At 74.7% G+C, this 15,200-nt stretch carries 17 protein-coding genes; 9 read left to right on the top strand and 8 right to left on the bottom strand.

Features of this window, described 5'->3' with window-relative positions; genetic code table 11:
* Positions 1-61 precede the first annotated feature (61 nt).
* Positions 62-190: a hypothetical protein gene (locus tag BM290_RS50585; protein WP_275413078.1), complete on the top strand. Its 129-nt coding sequence runs from the start codon at positions 62-64 to the stop codon at positions 188-190.
* Between the two features lie 320 nt (positions 191-510).
* Here the strand turns inward: BM290_RS50585 and BM290_RS08060 are convergent, their stop codons facing one another.
* Together BM290_RS08060 and BM290_RS08055 are read right to left on the bottom strand one after the other, a co-directional pair.
* Positions 511-963: a universal stress protein gene (locus BM290_RS08060; protein WP_093611617.1), complete on the bottom strand. Its 453-nt coding sequence runs from the start codon at positions 961-963 to the stop codon at positions 511-513.
* 304 nt (positions 964-1,267) lie between these two features.
* Positions 1,268-2,128, bottom strand: coding sequence for a universal stress protein (locus BM290_RS08055; RefSeq protein WP_093611615.1), 861 nt, complete (start codon positions 2,126-2,128; stop codon positions 1,268-1,270).
* A gap of 429 nt (positions 2,129-2,557) precedes the next feature.
* Between BM290_RS08055 and BM290_RS08045 the strand changes: the two genes are divergently transcribed.
* The 3 genes from BM290_RS08045 to BM290_RS08035 all read left to right on the top strand — a co-directional run bounded on the left by BM290_RS08045 (position 2,558) and on the right by BM290_RS08035 (position 4,081).
* The gene (locus BM290_RS08045) at positions 2,558-2,860 is read left to right on the top strand and encodes a hypothetical protein (RefSeq protein ID WP_143133662.1); all 303 of its coding nucleotides are present in this window, start codon (positions 2,558-2,560) and stop codon (positions 2,858-2,860) included.
* Between the two features lie 92 nt (positions 2,861-2,952).
* On the top strand, positions 2,953-3,525 hold the full coding sequence (locus BM290_RS08040; protein WP_093611609.1) for a histidine phosphatase family protein: 573 nt from the start codon (positions 2,953-2,955) through the stop codon (positions 3,523-3,525).
* Between the two features lie 145 nt (positions 3,526-3,670).
* Positions 3,671-4,081 (top strand): hypothetical protein, encoded by a 411-nt coding sequence (locus tag BM290_RS08035; RefSeq protein ID WP_093611607.1) that lies wholly within the window; start codon positions 3,671-3,673, stop codon positions 4,079-4,081.
* A gap of 35 nt (positions 4,082-4,116) precedes the next feature.
* On the opposite strand, the gene BM290_RS08030 is transcribed toward BM290_RS08035, so the two are convergent.
* The gene (locus BM290_RS08030; RefSeq protein WP_143133661.1) at positions 4,117-6,876 is read right to left on the bottom strand and encodes a LuxR family transcriptional regulator; all 2,760 of its coding nucleotides are present in this window, start codon (positions 6,874-6,876) and stop codon (positions 4,117-4,119) included.
* A gap of 192 nt (positions 6,877-7,068) precedes the next feature.
* Here BM290_RS08030 and BM290_RS08025 point away from each other — a divergent pair, with 192 nt between their 5' ends.
* Positions 7,069-7,947, top strand: coding sequence for an alpha/beta hydrolase family protein (locus tag BM290_RS08025; protein WP_203779043.1), 879 nt, complete (start codon positions 7,069-7,071; stop codon positions 7,945-7,947).
* Positions 7,948-8,057: 110 nt separating this feature from the next.
* Positions 8,058-9,269, top strand: a complete 1,212-nt coding sequence (locus BM290_RS08020; RefSeq protein ID WP_203779045.1) for a hypothetical protein — start codon at positions 8,058-8,060, stop codon at positions 9,267-9,269.
* On the opposite strand, the gene BM290_RS08015 is transcribed toward BM290_RS08020, so the two are convergent.
* On the bottom strand, positions 9,235-9,624 hold the full coding sequence (locus BM290_RS08015) for a MerR family transcriptional regulator (RefSeq protein WP_093611601.1): 390 nt from the start codon (positions 9,622-9,624) through the stop codon (positions 9,235-9,237). The genes BM290_RS08020 and BM290_RS08015 overlap by 35 nt on opposite strands.
* A 60-nt stretch (positions 9,625-9,684) precedes the next feature.
* Here BM290_RS08015 and BM290_RS08010 point away from each other — a divergent pair, with 60 nt between their 5' ends.
* Positions 9,685-10,458 carry an SDR family NAD(P)-dependent oxidoreductase gene (locus BM290_RS08010; protein ID WP_093611599.1) on the top strand — a complete coding sequence of 258 codons (774 nt, stop codon included), beginning with the start codon at positions 9,685-9,687 and terminating at the stop codon, positions 10,456-10,458.
* 21 nt (positions 10,459-10,479) lie between these two features.
* On the top strand, positions 10,480-11,043 hold the full coding sequence (locus BM290_RS08005) for an O-methyltransferase (RefSeq protein ID WP_093611597.1): 564 nt from the start codon (positions 10,480-10,482) through the stop codon (positions 11,041-11,043).
* A gap of 6 nt (positions 11,044-11,049) precedes the next feature.
* Here BM290_RS08005 and BM290_RS08000 read toward each other — a convergent pair whose 3' ends face one another.
* Entirely contained in the window at positions 11,050-11,310 is a 261-nt protein-coding gene (locus tag BM290_RS08000) for a YciI family protein (protein WP_093611595.1), read from the bottom strand.
* Between the two features lie 50 nt (positions 11,311-11,360).
* On the opposite strand from BM290_RS08000, the gene BM290_RS07995 reads away from it, so the two are divergent.
* Positions 11,361-12,053, top strand: coding sequence for a Crp/Fnr family transcriptional regulator (locus BM290_RS07995; RefSeq protein ID WP_093611593.1), 693 nt, complete (start codon positions 11,361-11,363; stop codon positions 12,051-12,053).
* 70 nt (positions 12,054-12,123) lie between these two features.
* Here BM290_RS07995 and BM290_RS07990 read toward each other — a convergent pair whose 3' ends face one another.
* From BM290_RS07990 to BM290_RS07980, 3 genes are all read right to left on the bottom strand, one after another.
* A complete protein-coding gene (locus BM290_RS07990; RefSeq protein WP_093611591.1) occupies positions 12,124-12,549 on the bottom strand; it encodes an Hsp20/alpha crystallin family protein in 426 nt (141 codons plus the stop codon).
* 81 nt (positions 12,550-12,630) lie between these two features.
* The gene (locus tag BM290_RS07985) at positions 12,631-13,869 is read right to left on the bottom strand and encodes an MFS transporter (RefSeq protein WP_093611589.1); all 1,239 of its coding nucleotides are present in this window, start codon (positions 13,867-13,869) and stop codon (positions 12,631-12,633) included.
* Between the two features lie 51 nt (positions 13,870-13,920).
* Complete coding sequence (locus BM290_RS07980; protein ID WP_307837923.1) at positions 13,921-15,156, bottom strand: MFS transporter; 1,236 nt, start codon at positions 15,154-15,156, stop codon at positions 13,921-13,923.
* Positions 15,157-15,200: the final 44 nt, after the last annotated feature.

Raw genomic sequence — 15,200 nt, 5'->3', positions numbered from 1 at the left:
ACGGGCTGCGCTTGCCCCGGATGACGATGGAACGGACGAACCGTCCCCCGGAGGTGCCGCCATGGCCGTCGTCCTGACACTTGTCCTGCTGCTGTTCCTGCTGCTCATCGTGGCCGGGCCGGTGCTGGAGAGCATCCTCGACCGGTTCTGGCCGGCCGGCCGTCGCCCGCACGGGCCCGCCCGCCGGTGACCACGCGGCCGCCGGGTCGTCCCCCGGCCGTCGCCCGCCGGTCCATGACGATCGTCGGACTCCACCGGCCCGATGCCCTCGAAAGGCCCGGTGTCTTCGAGCGGCCTGATGCCCTCGAAAGGCCCGGTGTCTTCCAGCGGCCTGATGCCCCCGAAAGGCCCGGTGCCTTCGAGCGGCCTGATGCCCCCGAAAAGCCCGGTGCCTTCGAGCGGCCCGGTGTCTTCGAGCGGCCCGATGCCCCCGAACGGCCCGCCGGGAGCCCGCATGGGTACGGCGGATGGGGCGCGCCCGATCGAGCGCGCCCCATCGGCATGTCCCGGTCAGACGGCGGCCGGCTCGCGGACCGGGGCCGGGATGACCACGACCGGGCAGGTGGCCTTGCGGATGCAGGACTCGCTGACCGAGCCGAGCACGGTGTGCCGGACCCGACTGTGGCCGTGACTGCCCAGGACCAGCAGATCCGCGTCGTGGGCCACGGCGGTGAGGACGTCGGCGGGGCTGCCCTCGATCGCCTCGCCGGTGACCGCGAGGCGTGAACCGTGCCGCTGGGCCAGCGCGTCGACCTCGGCCGCCACCACCTGGGCGGCCAGCGCATCCTCCTCGGTCGGGGTGACCGCCGCGACCGGGCCGTAGTCGAGCCCGTTCCACGACCAGGCGATGACCGCCCGGACCGCGCCTCCACGGGCGGTGGCCTCGGTGGCCGCCCAGTCCAAGGCGCGGCGGCCGCCTTCGGAGCCGTCGACGCCCACCACGATCAGATGACCGGTGCTCATCACTGCCTCCTCAGGATCATGTGTCTTTTGTGAATTATATGCCGATTCGCCGCCTGCCGGGCCGGGGGAGCGGACGCGGCAGGCGGCGGTCTGGGGATCGACTGACGCCCCGGGACCCCGGGCGGGCCGAAGGGCGGGCGGCAGGCTTGCGGAGGGGCGGCAGGCCCGAGGGGTGGGCCTGCGGAGGGGCCGGCAGGCTTGCGGAGAGGCGGCAGGCCCGAGGGGGCGAGCCCGCGGAAGGGCGGCAGGCCAGAGGGGCGGGCCTGCGGAGGGAGCGGCAGGCCCGAGGGGCGGCGGGCCGGGATCAGCGGTCCAGCAGGACCGGGCAGTCGGCGTGGTGCAGCAGCTGCAGTCCGGTCGAGCCGAGCAGGGTGCCGGCCAGTGTGGAGTGGCCGTGACTGCCGACCACGACCAGCTGCGCGCCGTGTGAGACGCCGGAGAGCACGGCCGCCGCGCTGTCGTGTGAGAGCAGGGCGTCGACGGCCACGTCCGGGTACTTCTCGCGCCACGGGGCGAGCTGCTCCTCCAGCCGCCGGCGCTCGGCGGCGTCCTGTTCCGGGGTGGTGACGTCGACGGCGGTGAACCCGGCCACGTACACCGGGATCGCCGGCAGGTAGGTGCGGATCACGGCGAGCCCGGTCCGCCGGGCGGCGGCCTGCTCGAACGCGGTCTGCAGCACCCGTTCGGCGGTGGGTGACTCGTCGAACCCGACGGCGACCGGACCCTCGGTGACGTCCCCGCGGCCACGGACCACCACGACCGGGGACGTGGCGTGCACGGCGACACGCTGGCTGACCGAGCCGAGCAGCAGGCTGGCGAACCCGCCCCGCCCCCGGCTGCCGAGCACCAGCAGGCCCGCGTCGTCGGCTTCGGCCAGCAGGCGGGCCGCCGGGTTCCCGACCAGCACGTCGATCTCGGCCGGCAGGCCCGGAACGGTCTCGTGGGCCAGCGCCACCCCGCCCCGTGCGACCCCCTCGGCGGCCTTGCGGGCCTCGCTGAAACGGCCGGTGCCGAACTCGTACCGGGTCTCGGCCCACTCCCAGTCCAGGACGTGGGTGACCCGCAGCGCGGCCCCGCGCCGGTCCGCTTCCCGGGCCGCCCACCGGACGGCCGCCCTGCTCGATTCGGTGCCGTCGGTGGCGACGACGATGGTTCCGGTCCGCATGGCTCCTCCTCGGTCCGCTGTCACCTCGATTCCACGCCTTTCGATGCGACGCGGGCAGAGCGCTTGGTCCCCTCACGCCGGGACCGACGTCACCCCGACCGGCCCCGCACCAGGCGGGCGATCGGCCCTGCCGGCTGCACCACCCGGGCCGGCCACCAGGCCGCCGCACAGCCACGGACGCCGGGCGAGGCCGGTGGCGGCCATCGCGGTGCGGACGATCTTCAGTGGTACGAGCCACGCGATCGCTTTCCGCCGCCCCGGAGTCAGGTCACGCCGGGCCGGCCGGGTCATCAGGCGCCTCCGATATCCACGGTGAATCGACAGCCACGGCACAGCCGGGGCCGGTAGTCATTTCCCGAGCGCCCGGCCGGGTGTGTCGAACGGGATCTTTCGCGCTTTGCCTGCCGATCATTGCGGGGAGTGACGAAGATGTCACAGGAAGGGTGGTGGTGCCGGATGGTGGTCCTGCTGGTGGCGACGCTGGGCCTGATCGCCGCTGCCGCGCTGGCCTTCTGGCCGTCCCGCGACGAGCCGGCCGAGACGGACGCGGCCGTGGCAGCGGAGTCCGGGCACCCCGAACCGGCCGCGCCGAGCAGCCTGGAGGGCGTCCTCACCGCCCAGCTGATCGCCGGGGAGATCACCCGGTCGCAGTACGTGCGCGCCCAGGAGAAGATCGCGGCCCGCGACGAGGAGCGCCACCCGATGGCCGTGCCCCGCGACGCTCATCCCTGACCGCCGGCCCACCCCTGACCGCCGGCCCGGACCGCCCGGACCGGCCGTCCGTCCGGTGCTGGCAGGATGAAGGGCGGGATGAGGAGGCGTCGATGGCGGAGATCGTGCTGATCCGGCACGGGCAGACGGAGTGGAGTGCCAACGGGCGGCATACGTCGTACACCGACCTGCCGTTGACCTCCGAGGGGGAACGCCAGGCGCGCGCCGCCGGTGAGCGGATCGCCGGGCGTGCCTTCGCCGCCGTGATCGCCAGCCCGCGGCGGCGGGCGTTGCACACCGCCGAGCTGGCCGGGCTCACCGTGACCGAGGTGACCGAGGACCTGGCCGAGTGGAACTACGGCGAGTACGAGGGGATCACCACCCACGACATCCGTGCCGGTCGGCCGGGCTGGTCGCTGTGGACCGACGGCTGTCCCGGCGGGGAGTCGCCGGAGCAGGTCGGCGAGCGCCTCGACCGGGTGCTGGCCCGCGCCCGGGAGCTGACCTCCGGCGGTGACGTGGCGCTGATCGGGCACGGACACTGCCTGCGGGTGACCGGCGCGCGCTGGATCGGCCTGCCCCCGGCCGGTGGCGCGCTGCTGCGGCTGGACACGGCGACCTATTCGGCGCTCGGCTTCGAGCACGAGACCGATCCGGTGCTGCTCACCTGGAACGCCCCGGCCTGAGCCGGGACGGCGGCGTGTCCGGCTGAAAAGGCCAGGTCAGGGCGGCCGTGGTGGACAGTCAACACACAGGATCCGCACATGGTGACGCACAGGCACGAGGCGAATCGTGGAGGGCACACGAGGGAACCCGGCCAGGAGAGACACCATGCTTGTGCAGACCGATCACGACATCGCCCCCGCCCCCGCCCCGCAGCCGGCCGTCGCGGTCGTCGGGCAGCCCAGCCGGGTCGCGGCCCTCCCGCAGCACCTGCCGCACGGCTGGCGGATGCGGATGGCCGGCGGCCTCGACGCGGTGCACCCCGGGGAACTCGTGGTGCTCAGCGGCGCCACCGTCCACGACGTGCGGCTGGCCCGGGCCGTCCTCCCGCCGGACACCCGGGTGATCGCCCTGATCGACGACTGGGCACCCGCCGAACTGGTGTCCGGCGTGCTGACCGCCGGCGCCGACGTCTGCGTGCGCGGCGGCCACCCCGGCGTGCTGGCCGGCCACCTGGTCGCCTGCCGCCGCCGCCAGCTCGCCGACCGCTGGTCGAACGTCCACCTGACCGAGGCCTGACCCGGCGCCGGACCCGGCCGGCGATCAGCGGGGAATCACCGGGTGGTCAGCTGACGGGCCATCTCGGTCCGTGAGCGCACCCCGAGCCGGGCGAAGACGTTGCGCAGGTGATGGTCGACAGTTCGCGGGCTCAGGTGCAGCTCCTGCGCCACCTCACGGTTGGTCGCGCCGCCGGCCACCAGGGCGGCGATGCGTTCCTGCTGGGCGGTCAGCGCCGGGCCGGACGGTGGTGGTGTCTCCACCCGCTCGCCGGCGGCGCGGAGTTCCCGGATGCTCTGCTCGGCCCACGGGGCGGCGTCCAGCAGCTGGAACGTCTCGGCCGCCCGCCGCAGGTGGGTGCGGGCCTCCAGGTTCCGGCGACGGCGGCGCAGCGATCGGCCGTACAACAGCTCGGTGTGTGCCCGCGGGAATCCCGCCTCGCCCTCGTGCCCCAGCGCCGTCTCGAAATGATCGGCCGCGGCCTCTCCGTCGCCGGCGCGCAGCGCCCGGCAGCGGTCCCGCAACGCCAGCCAGCCGGGCTGCCCGGTGTGTCCCGCCCATCTGTCGAACGCCGCCGCCACCGGCTCCAGAGCCTCCCGCATGCCGGCCTGCGCGGCCGTCTCCAGCAGGTGCGGCACGACGGCCACCCGCAGCAGCGCCGACCCCGGGCCCGGCGGCGCGGACACCACCGCGAGCAGGCGTTCGGCGGCGGCCGGGCAACGGCCGTCGACCATGTCGAGCAGTGCCAGCGCCCATTCGCACATCGGCCGGGACGGGCCGTCCGGAACCGACGCGATCCGGGTCAGCGCGGTGTCCCGGTCGCCGACCAGGGCGGCCAGCACCGCGAGCACCGCCAGATGGGCGCCGGCCAGGATCGGCTGCCCGCTGCCGCCGGCGATCGCGGCGCCGTCCATCGCGGCCTCGTTCGCGGCCGGATAGTCACCGGACGCCATCCCGGCCAGCGCGGCCAGCTCCAGAGCCTGCGGGACCAGCACCGACGCCCCCGCCTCCCGGGCCAGGACCGCGGCTCGCCCGGCCAGCGCGGCGGACCGGCGGCCGTCGCCGATCAGGATGCCGGCGGTCGCGGCGCGCAGCAGGGGGCCCGGTTCGGCGACCCGGTCGGCCAGTGCCACCGCCTGCCGCAACCGGGCGAACGACGCCGGTTCGTCACCGTCGGCGATACACGCCAGCCCGGCGACATGGTGGAACGTCAGCGTCACCGCGGGCGCCTCGTCACCGCGTTGCGCGGCCGCGACCCGGCGGGCGAGGGCCGCGTACCGGGTCTGCTCCCCGGACCGGCACGCCGACTCGCCGGCCAGCGCCAGCGCCTCCAACGCCGTGCCCGGGTCGGATTCGGCGAGTTCGGCGGCCACGTCGAGGAGCACGTCACGGGCGCCGGGACGGCCCTCCGGCAGGCTCATCTCGGCGGTCAGCGCGCGGGCCCGGACCCGGGCGGCGCCACCCGCGGCGGGAATCCGGCGGATCAGCTGGCCGGCCCGGTGCGGCCGGCCCGCCAGCCAGGCCGACCGGGCCGCCGCCAGCAGCAGGCCCGCCTTCTCCGTGGGTGACGGGCACAGGGCGGCGGCGTACCGTCCGGCCTCGGCGGCGACCACCGGATCCGCCTCCCGCGCGGCCGCCGCCAGATCATCCGCGAGGGCCGCGTCGGGGCCGGTGGTCGCGGCGGCGCGCTGCAGCAGCGCGGGCAGGCGGGCGCCGCGTTCCGCCAGCACGGCGGCGAGCGCGGCGTGGGCACTCCGCCGGCGAGCGACAGGCATCTCGTGGTACGCGACCCCGCGCATCAGTGGCCCGCGAAAGCGCACCCCCGCGGCCGTGACCGTGACCAGGCCCCGCCGCTCGGCCGCCGTGAAGTCCCCGAGCCCGAACGGCTCCGCGGCCCCGCCGGTCGTCGTCGGCTCGCTGTCTGAGGTCATTCCCCCGTCCCGGGCCGCGCGTCCCTGCTGCGCCGACCCGCTGTCGTGGGTCGTGGCGCCGGATTCGATCAGGGTGGCCGCGCTGAGCAGGGTGTCGGGGGAGGCGTCCGGGGCGGCGGCCGCGAGCAGCAGCAACTGCCGGGTGCGGGGCGGCAGGGTGTGCAGCTCGGCGGCGAGGCGGCGGCGCAGCGGACTGTCCGGCGGCAGTGTCTCCGGGGCGGGGGCGTAGCCGCGGCGCTGTTCCGGGCTGAGGCCGCGGACCAGGTCGATCAGGGCGCCCGGGTGCCCGGCGGCGATCTCGGTGAGGGTGCCGGCGACGTCGTCGGCCAGGTCGGGGGCGTGCGCGGCGAGCAGCCGGCGGGCGGCGGCCGGGCCGAGCGGGGCGAGCCGGTGCACCGGGAAGCCGGGCGGTTCGGCGCCGGCCGGGACGGAGACGACGATCGCGACGCGGGACGCGCCGATGCGGCGGGCGGCGAACGCGACGGCGCGCCACGAGTGGTCGTCCAGCAGGTGGGCGTCGTCGATCAGGCACAGCACCGGGCGGGTGCGGGCGGCCGTACCCAGGAGGGACAGAGCGGCGATGCCGGCCGCGAGGGGATCGCCGGCGTCGAGGCCGGACGGCGTGGCGAGGGGAGCGAGCAGGGTGCGCAAGCCGGCGTACGGCAGATCGCGCTCGTCGGCGAAGCCGGAGACGGTGAGCACCGTGAAGCCGCCGGCGTGCTGGGCGACGGCGTGCTGGGCGACGGCGTGCAGCAGTGCGGTCCGGCCCTCGCCGGGCCCCGCGGAGATCACCAGGAGGCCGCCGTGTCCGGCCGTGGCCGCCGAGGTCAGACGGCTGATGTCGACCAGGGCGTCCGCGCGCCCGACCGGCCCAAGTTTATGCACTGCCGGTGCATCAATCATGCGGCGAGTGTGCCGTGTGCCCGGCCGGAACGGAACACCGTTGCGGCAAATGAAATTTCCGGGATGTTGCCGCCTGATGACATGACGCAGGCGATTTCGCCGATGCGCGCCTGTTGTCACACCGCCAAAACTGACGTCCGTCGATCGGTTCCCCCACGGTTAGGAGACATCGACGTGACCTCCGTTCCCACCCGGGCCCGCCGCTGGCTGGTCGTCGCGGCCACCGCGATCACCCTCGTCACCGGCGCCGGCGTCACCCCGGCGGCGGCCGCCGCCAACCCGTACGAGCGAGGCCCCGCACCGACCCTCGCCGCCCTGCAGGCCTCCCGCGGACCCTACGCCGTGAGCACCACCTCGGTGTCCCGCCTGGCCGCCGTCGGTTTCGGCGGCGGCGAGATCTACTACCCGACCACCACCAGTGACGGCACGTTCGGCGCGATCGCGATCTCGCCCGGCTTCACCGCCTACTGGTCGAGCATCGACTGGCTCGGCCCGCGGCTGGCCTCGCACGGTTTCGTCGTCATCGGCATCGAGACCCTGACCACCGCCGACCAGCCCGGCTCCCGCGGCGACCAGTTGCTGGCCGCTCTCGATTACCTCACCCAGCGCAGCTCGGTGCGGACCCGGATCGACGCCACCCGGCTCGCGGTCGCCGGCCACTCGATGGGTGGCGGCGGCAGCCTCGAAGCCGCCAGCGACCGGCCGTCCCTGCAGGCCGCCGTCCCGCTGGCCCCGTGGAACACCGACAAGTCGTGGACCGAGCTGCGGGTGCCGACCCTGATCGTCGGCGGCGAGAGCGACAGCATCGCGCCCGTCTCCTCGCACTCGATCCCGTTCTACAACACCATTCCGGCGTCGGCGGAGAAGGCGTACCTGGAGTTGAACAACGCCAGCCACTTCTTCCCGCAGAGCGTCAACACGCCGACCGCGGTGCAGGCGGTGTCCTGGCTGAAGCGGTTCGTCGACAACGACACCCGCTACGACCAGTTCATCTGCCCCGGACCGGGCGGGCTCGCGATCTCGGACTACCGCAGCAGCTGCCCGCTGAGCTGACCCCGCGACGGCGAGGCCGGGCCGGTCGGACCGGCCCGGCCTCATCGATTTCGGTCACCACCCGGACAGCACGTGGATACGCGGTGCGAAGGGCCGTAATGTTCCACCTCGTGTCCAACCCCCTGCGCGGCCTGGCTCGCAACCCGGCCCTCCCGCCGGCCGCCCTGCTGCGGCTCGCCGGCGACGACCGGGTCAGCCGGTGGGACCTCGCCGCCCGGCGCGCATGGACCGACGAGGCCTTCGACGCTCTCGCGGCACACCCCGATCCGGAGGTACGGGAAGCGCTGGCCCAGAGTCCCGGCGCCACCGGTGACCAGCGCGCCCGGCTGGCCGACGATCTCAGCATCCGGGTCGTGCAGGCCGTTCTCGAGGGCCCGCCGACGCGCTGGGCCGGGCCGCTTCCCGACTGGGTGTACCACCGTCTCGCCGGGCATCCCGAGCCGCTGGTCCGGGACCTGCTCACCTTTCTGCCCGGCACACCCCGCGACGTGGTGGCCCGGCTCGCCCGCGACGAGCAGCCCGGCATCGCCGACGCGGCCCGGGCACTGCTCGACCGCAAGTCGTACGAGCCGCCCACCCTCGGCCGTGACGAGGCCGTCCGGTTCGCCGCCGACCCCGCCGACTGGAACCGGGAACGGGCCGCCGCCGACCCCGCGCTCCCCACCGAGTGGATCGCCGTGCTCGCCGCCGACCCGTCGCCCCGGGTCCGCCTGGCCGTCTCGGCCCGCCCCGAGCTGACCGAGGCGCAGCGAGCCGCCATCGACCACCCGGTCACCCCGGCCGACGCCGTGCCGCCCCTGGAGTGGGTGCTCGCCTCCGGTCCGGCCGAGCTGGACCGGTGCGTACGCTCGGCGCATCCCCTGTTGCGGCGCAGCGCCGCCTGCCATCCGGACCTGCCCGCCGACCTGCTCGCCGTGCTCACCGCCGACCCCGATCCCGCGGTCCGGGCGCTGCTCTGCGCCCACCAGGCGCACGCCCCCGGCGAGCTGGTGCTGGAGTCGTATCTCGCGACCGGCGACGAGGACCTGCTGCGGCATCCGGCCTTCCCGCGCACCGGTCTGGCCCGCCTCGCCGACGATCCGGCGCCGCCGCCGCGCGCTCTGGTCGCGCTCGACCCGGACGCCTCGCCCGCGCTGATCGAGCGGCTCAGCCACGACCCGTCCGGCCGGGTCCGGTCCGCGATGGCCGCCGACCCGCGCCTGCCGCGGCCCCGCCTGCTCGAACTGCTCGCCGACGAGCGAACCGCGGAGGCGGCCGCCGCCAACCCGGCCCTACCCGCGCCGGTGATCACCCGCCTGCTGAGAGCCCAGGGAGTCCGGTGAACTCGGCCGGCGCGTCGGCGCCGGAGAGATAGCGCTCCAGCATCTCCCGGCGGCCCGCGATCTGCCGCTCCTGGCGGGCCAGCCGGTCCCGCACCTCCTGCACCTTCGCCTGCAGCGCCGAGCAGTCACCGGTGACCCCGGCCGGCCCGGTGCACGGCAGGATCTCCCGGATCACCTCCGACGGCAGGCCCGCGCTGTACAGATCCTGGATGAACGCGACCTGCCGGACCGCGTGCTCGCCATACTCCCGATAGCCGTTGCCGCGCCGCTGCGAGACGAGCAGACCCTGCTCCTCGTAGTAGCGCAACGCCCTGGTGCTGACCCCGGCCGCTCTCGCCAGCTCCCCGATCCGCATCGCACCCCGCCCGTCGTCGGCTTGACATTGACGTCAACGTGAAAGTTTAGCGTTCCCGGCATGACGAACCACGGCTTGATCACCGGCGCGGGCACCGGCATCGGAGCGGCGATCGCCGACCGCCTGGCCGCCGACGGCACGAACCTGATCCTGGTCGCCCGCGACGGCGCCCGCCTCGACGACACGGCCCGGCGGCTGCGCGCCGCCCACGGGGTCGAGGTGCGTACCGTACCCCTGGATCTGTCCCTCCCGGACGGGCCCGCCGACCTGGAGAGACAACTCGCCGGGACGGACATCGACGTGTTGATCAACAACGCCGCCGTCGCCCACGTCGGCACGGTCGCCGACGTCGGACCGGACCGGATCCGCGCGACCGTCGACCTGAACGCGGGCGCCGTCGCCGAGATCACCGCCCGGTTCCTGCCCGCCATGCTCGCCCGCGGCCGGGGCGCCGTGGTGAACATCGCCAGCACCGCCGCGTACACCCCGGCGCCCTGGAATGCCGTGTACGCGGCCTCGAAGGCCTTCGTGCTCTCCTACACCCGGGCGCTCGCGATCGAGACCGAGGGCACCGGCGTACGGGTGGTCGCGGTCAGCCCCGGAGCCGTCGAGACCCCGATGAACCCCGGCCACTTCCGCGGCAAACGCCACCCCGGGCAGGTGGCCGACACCGTGGCCGCGGCGCTGCGCGGGGGCGCTCCGGCGGTGGTCGACGGGCGTCTCTACCGGGCGCAGGTGTTCGTCTTCAGCCGCCTCCTGCCGACCCGGACGGCGGCCCGCATGATCGGCCGGTTCTTCGCCCGGGCCGCGCTCAAATCGGTTGCCCGCCGGTAGCGATCCGGCAACCATCGGCCGATGAGCGTTCCCGAGTCGGTGAGACAGGCGCAGCAGCGGGCCGAGCTCCGGGGTTTCGGCATGTCCTGCGAGGACCCGGTGGGCCCGCTGCTCGCGGTCCTGGCCGCGGCCGTCCCGCCCGGTGGCCGGGTCCTGGAGCTGGGCACCGGCGCCGGCACGGGGACGGCCTGGCTGGCCACCGGCCTGGCCGGCCGGGACGACGCCACGCTCACCACCGTGGAACTCGACCCGGGCCTGGCCGCCGCCGTCCGCGAGAGCGACTGGCCGGCCTGGGTGGAGATCCTCGAAGGCGACGCCGCCGCCCTGCTCCCGTCCCTCGGCCACTTCGCCCTGATCTTCGCCGACGCGGTGGCGGGCAAATGGACCGGCCTCGACCTGACCCTGGACGCCCTGGCCCCGGGCGGCGTCCTGATCGTCGACGACATGGACCTGTCCCGCTACACCGAGCCGGAGCATCGCGAGGCGGTCCAGCGCGTCGAGGACACCCTGGCCACCGACCCGCGCCTGCACACCGTCCGCCTCCCGGCCGGCACCGGGCTCACCGTCGCCACCCGCCGCCGCTGACCGGGCTCAGCCCAGGAACGGCCGCCACTCCCGGACGCCGCACACCTCGACGCCGGGCACCCGGAAGTAGGGGTCGGCGGCCAGGAACTCGTCCACCGCCGCCCGGCCGGGCACGTCCAGGACGATCACGGCGCCGCTGTCGTCGGCGAGCGGACCCGCCGTCCGGACGATGCCGGCGGCGTGCAGTTCGGTCAGCCGCTCCCGATGGGCGGGCCGGGCGGCGAGACGTTCCGGCGCCGCGGTGAAGGCGAGTTCGACGATCCACATGCGCCCGACGCTACGGCGGCCACCGGGGCCGGCGATGTATCAGTTGATACGTGACTTCTCTGAGTGCCGTACCGGCGCTGCGCGACCTTCCGCCGGACCGTCTCGCCGACCTCGACCGGCGGTCACGGGCCACGCGCTTCGCGGCCGGCGACCTGCTGCGCCCGGCCGGCACGTGCGCGTCCGACGTGGTCTTCCTCCTCAGCGGTACGGTCGTCGCCACCCACGACAGCGCGGGTGGCGCCGAGGTGTGGCCCGCCCGGTGGACCGGCCCCGCGATCGCCGACAAGCCGGCCGTCCTGAGCGGTGAGCCGTCCCCGACCGGGCTGCGCGCGACCACGGTGTCGACCACGCGGCTCCTGCCGGCCGCCGATTTCCGCTGCCTGCTGCACGACGAGCCGGCGGTCCGTGACCACGTGCTCGCGGCTCTCGCCCGGGACGCGGTGGCCGGCCGACGGGACCTGGTCCACTCGGTGACGCTGCCCGCCGTGGCCCGGGTCGCGGCCCGCCTGCTCGACGAGGACCCCCGCCGGACGGCCTGGCCGGGCTCGCAGGACGAGCTGGCCCGCGCGCTCGGCCTGAGCCGGGTGACCGTCAACCGTGCGCTGAACAGGCTGAGCCGCGCGGCGGCCGTTCGTCTGACGCCCGGCGGGGTCGTCGTCGCCGACCGTTCCCGGCTGGCGGGGTTCACCGCGGGAGCCCGGAGCTCCCCGCGCGGGTCGACCGTTGCCCTGCCGCCGGCCTGAGCCGGCGGCCCCGGGGTGGGTCCGCCCTTGATCTGCCGCCGGCCGGAGCGCGGATCTCCTCCGCGCGGGGTCAGCCCTTGATCTGCCGCCGGCCGGAGCCGCCGGACCCGATGGTGATCCGGCGCGGCTTGGCCCGCTCGGACACCGGGATCTGCAGGGTCAGCACCCCGTTGTCGTAGGTGGCCTGCAGGCTGTCGGTGTCGAGCGTGTCACCGAGGAACAGCTGCCGGCTGAACACGCCCATCGGCCGCTCGCTGATCACTGTCTCGGCGCTGTCCTTCGGCCGGCGTCGCCGCTCGGCGCGGACCTGCAGGACGTTGCGCTCGACGGTCACGTCGATGGAGTCCGGGTCGACGCCGGGAAGATCGAAATACACATAGAAGGTGTCGCCGTCACGCTCGGCGTCGACGTGCATCACCGCCGGGCGGCTGCTGGTGCCGGTGAACTGCTCGAACAGGCGGTCGAGGTCACGGAACGGGTCGGTGCGCAGAAGCATGGTGATCTCCTCCTTCGGTGCTCCCTCACCAAAGCCTCGGTAGCTCCTTCTGTGTTAGCACTCTAGCCTGCCGAGTGCAAGTCACGCGCTGTTGACCAGCAACTTCTCCTCAGAATTGACAGGATTGGGCTCAACTGGGAGGCGGAAACTGAGCAGCGCCACCAGCAGCCCGGCGACGGACAGGCCGATGCCGAGCCACGCGGACGCGAGGTATCCCCAGCCCGCCGCGATGACCGCTCCGCCGAGGGCCGCGCCGATGCTGTTGGCGATGTTCAGCGACGACTGGTTGACGGCCGCGCCCATCAGCTGCGCGCCAGGGGCCACCGCGATCAGACGCGACTGCAGGGCCGGCACGATGAACAGGCTGGCCGCCCCGACCAGGAACGCGCCGACCACCAGCCCGGCCGGATGCCCGGCGGCCAGCGCGAAGAACGCGACCGACCCGATCAGGCCACCGAACCCGCCGAGCACACTGCGTCGCAGGTCACGGTCGGCGGCGATGCCACCGAGGGCGATCCCGACGGTCATGCCGAGGCCCATCGACGCGAGGACCCACGGGATCGTCGACTCGTCGAGCCCGGCCACCTCGGTGGTGATCGGCGCGACGTAGCTGTTCACCGCGAAGAACCCGCTGGTGCCGACGGCGACGGCCAGGGCGACGAGCCAGACCTGCGGCGAGCGGAAGGCCCGTAGTTCGGCGCGAGGTGATCCGGTGGCCGGGGCGGCGATCGACGGTACGGTCGTGAGCACCGCGATCAGGCTGAGCGCGAAGACGCCCGCCACCGCCAGGTAGGCCACCTCCCACCCGTGCGCCTGCCCGAGCACCGTGATCAGCGGAACCCCGGCCAGGTTCGCCGCGGTCAGCCCGCCGATGACGATCGACACGCCTTTGCCGTGGTTGCCCGGCCCGAGGATGGTGGCCGCGAGGATCCCGGCCGCCCCGAAATACGCCCCGTGGCCGAGGGCGGCGACGAACCGCGCGGCCAGCACCAGCTCGAAGGTGGGCGCGATCGCCGACGCGGCGGTGCCGGCGACGAAGAGCAGGAGCAGCCCGACGACGAGCCGCCGCCGGGGCGCCCGGGTGGTCAGCACCGCGATGGTCGGTGCGCCCACGACCACGCCGAGCGCGTAGACGGTGATCATCCAGCCGGCCGTGGCCAGAGCGTCCGGGACCGACGCCGCATACGCCCCGGGCAGCAGATCGCGGGCGATCTCCGGGAGCAGCCCCATGGCGACGAACTCGGTGAGCCCGAGTCCGAAGCCGCCGAGCGCCAGCGCGATGAGGGCCGCGAGGCGCCGCCCCGGGTTCAGTGTGTCCACCCGGCGACCCTAGAACGTTCTAGTGGCGGTGGGAATAGAACGTTCTAGTAATCACAGCGCGGCCACCGGCTCGTGGTCGACGGCCGGCGCCGGTGCGGGCCGCAGGCTGCGCAGCGCGAGCAGCAGCCCGGCCGCGGCGAGCACGGCGCCGATCCACACCGACGACAGGTAGCCCCAGCCGGCGGCGATCGCGGCCCCGCCGAGCGCGGCGCCCAGTCCGTTCGCGACGTTGGCCGCGGACTGGTTGACCGCCGCGCCCATCAGCTGGGTGCCCGGCGCGCTCCCGATCAGGTGCGACTGCAGGGCCGGGCCGATGAACGCGCTCGCCGCCCCGACCAGGAAGGCGGCCGGGAACAGCGCCACCGGATGCCCGGCCGCGACACCGAAGACGACGACCGCGGCGACCACGGCGGCGAACCCGTACCGGAGGGTGTTGCCGATGTCGCGGTCGGCGGCGGCCCCGCCCGCGGCGATGCCGACCGTCATGCCGAGGCCCATGAGCGCCATCACGTAGGGCACGGCGCTGTCCGGCAGGCCGGCGACCTGGGTGGTGAGCGGCGCGATGTAGCTGTTGACAGCGAAGAACCCGGCGGTGCCGACGGCGACCACGGCGGAGGCCAGCCACACCCGCGGCGAGCGGAAGGCACGCAGCTCGGCGCGGGGCGAGCCGCCCGGTGCGGCCGCGACGGCAGGCACCGTCGCGAGCACGGCCAGGAAGCTGAGAGCGAAGATCAAACCCACGAGGAGGTACGCCGTACGCCATCCGTGGCTCTGCCCGAGGCCGGTGACCAGTGGCACCCCGAGCAGGTTGGACGCGGTCAGCCCGCCGAGCACGATCGCGAAGCCCTTGCCCTGGTTGCCGGGGCCGAGGATGCGCCCGGCCAGGATCGCCGCCGCGCCGAAGTAGGCGCCGTGGGCCAGCGCTCCGACGAACCGTGCGGCCAGCACCAGCTCGAACGTGGGCGCCACGACGGACAGCACCGTGCCGGTCAGGAAGAGCCCGAGCAGCCCGAGGACCAGGCGCTTGCGGGGGAGCCGGGCGGTGAGGGCGGCGATGGTCGGCGCGCCCGCGACCACGCCGAGGGCGTAGATCGTGATCATCCAGCCGGCCCGGGCGACGGCGTCGGGCGGGGAGGCGGCGTACTCGACGGGGAGCATGTCGCGGGCCATCTCGGGCAGCAGGCCCATGGCGGAGAACTCGGTGAGGCCGAGCCCGAAACCGCCGAGGGAGAGCGCGAGCAGGGCGGCCCATCGGCGGCCGCGGGTCAGGGTGTCCACTCCTGGCATCCTAGAACGTTCTAGTTGCTGTGTCGGTAGAACGTTCTAGTTGT

The organism is Actinoplanes philippinensis (genome assembly GCF_900113015.1).
In the GTDB taxonomy this organism is placed as follows: Bacteria; Actinomycetota; Actinomycetes; order Mycobacteriales; family Micromonosporaceae; genus Actinoplanes; species Actinoplanes philippinensis.
This window is presented reverse-complemented; position numbering and strand designations above follow the sequence as displayed.

What these genes read in the sequence shown, in the direction of transcription:
- BM290_RS08055 (WP_093611615.1), bottom strand. Translation starts at nt 2,128, where the DNA reads ATGCGGACCGGAACCATCGTCGTCGCCACCGACGGCACCGAATCGAGC.
- BM290_RS07980 (WP_307837923.1), bottom strand. Translation starts at nt 15,156, where the DNA reads ATGCCAGGAGTGGACACCCTGACCCGCGGCCGCCGATGGGCCGCCCTG.
- BM290_RS08045 (WP_143133662.1), top strand. Translation starts at nt 2,558, where the DNA reads ATGTCACAGGAAGGGTGGTGGTGCCGGATGGTGGTCCTGCTGGTGGCG.
- BM290_RS08000 (WP_093611595.1), bottom strand. Translation starts at nt 11,310, where the DNA reads ATGTGGATCGTCGAACTCGCCTTCACCGCGGCGCCGGAACGTCTCGCC.
- BM290_RS08015 (WP_093611601.1), bottom strand. Translation starts at nt 9,624, where the DNA reads ATGCGGATCGGGGAGCTGGCGAGAGCGGCCGGGGTCAGCACCAGGGCG.
- BM290_RS08010 (WP_093611599.1), top strand. Translation starts at nt 9,685, where the DNA reads ATGACGAACCACGGCTTGATCACCGGCGCGGGCACCGGCATCGGAGCG.
- BM290_RS08035 (WP_093611607.1), top strand. Translation starts at nt 3,671, where the DNA reads ATGCTTGTGCAGACCGATCACGACATCGCCCCCGCCCCCGCCCCGCAG.
- BM290_RS50585 (WP_275413078.1), top strand. Translation starts at nt 62, where the DNA reads ATGGCCGTCGTCCTGACACTTGTCCTGCTGCTGTTCCTGCTGCTCATC.
- BM290_RS08060 (WP_093611617.1), bottom strand. Translation starts at nt 963, where the DNA reads ATGAGCACCGGTCATCTGATCGTGGTGGGCGTCGACGGCTCCGAAGGC.
- BM290_RS07990 (WP_093611591.1), bottom strand. Translation starts at nt 12,549, where the DNA reads ATGCTTCTGCGCACCGACCCGTTCCGTGACCTCGACCGCCTGTTCGAG.
- BM290_RS08005 (WP_093611597.1), top strand. Translation starts at nt 10,480, where the DNA reads ATGAGCGTTCCCGAGTCGGTGAGACAGGCGCAGCAGCGGGCCGAGCTC.
- BM290_RS08040 (WP_093611609.1), top strand. Translation starts at nt 2,953, where the DNA reads ATGGCGGAGATCGTGCTGATCCGGCACGGGCAGACGGAGTGGAGTGCC.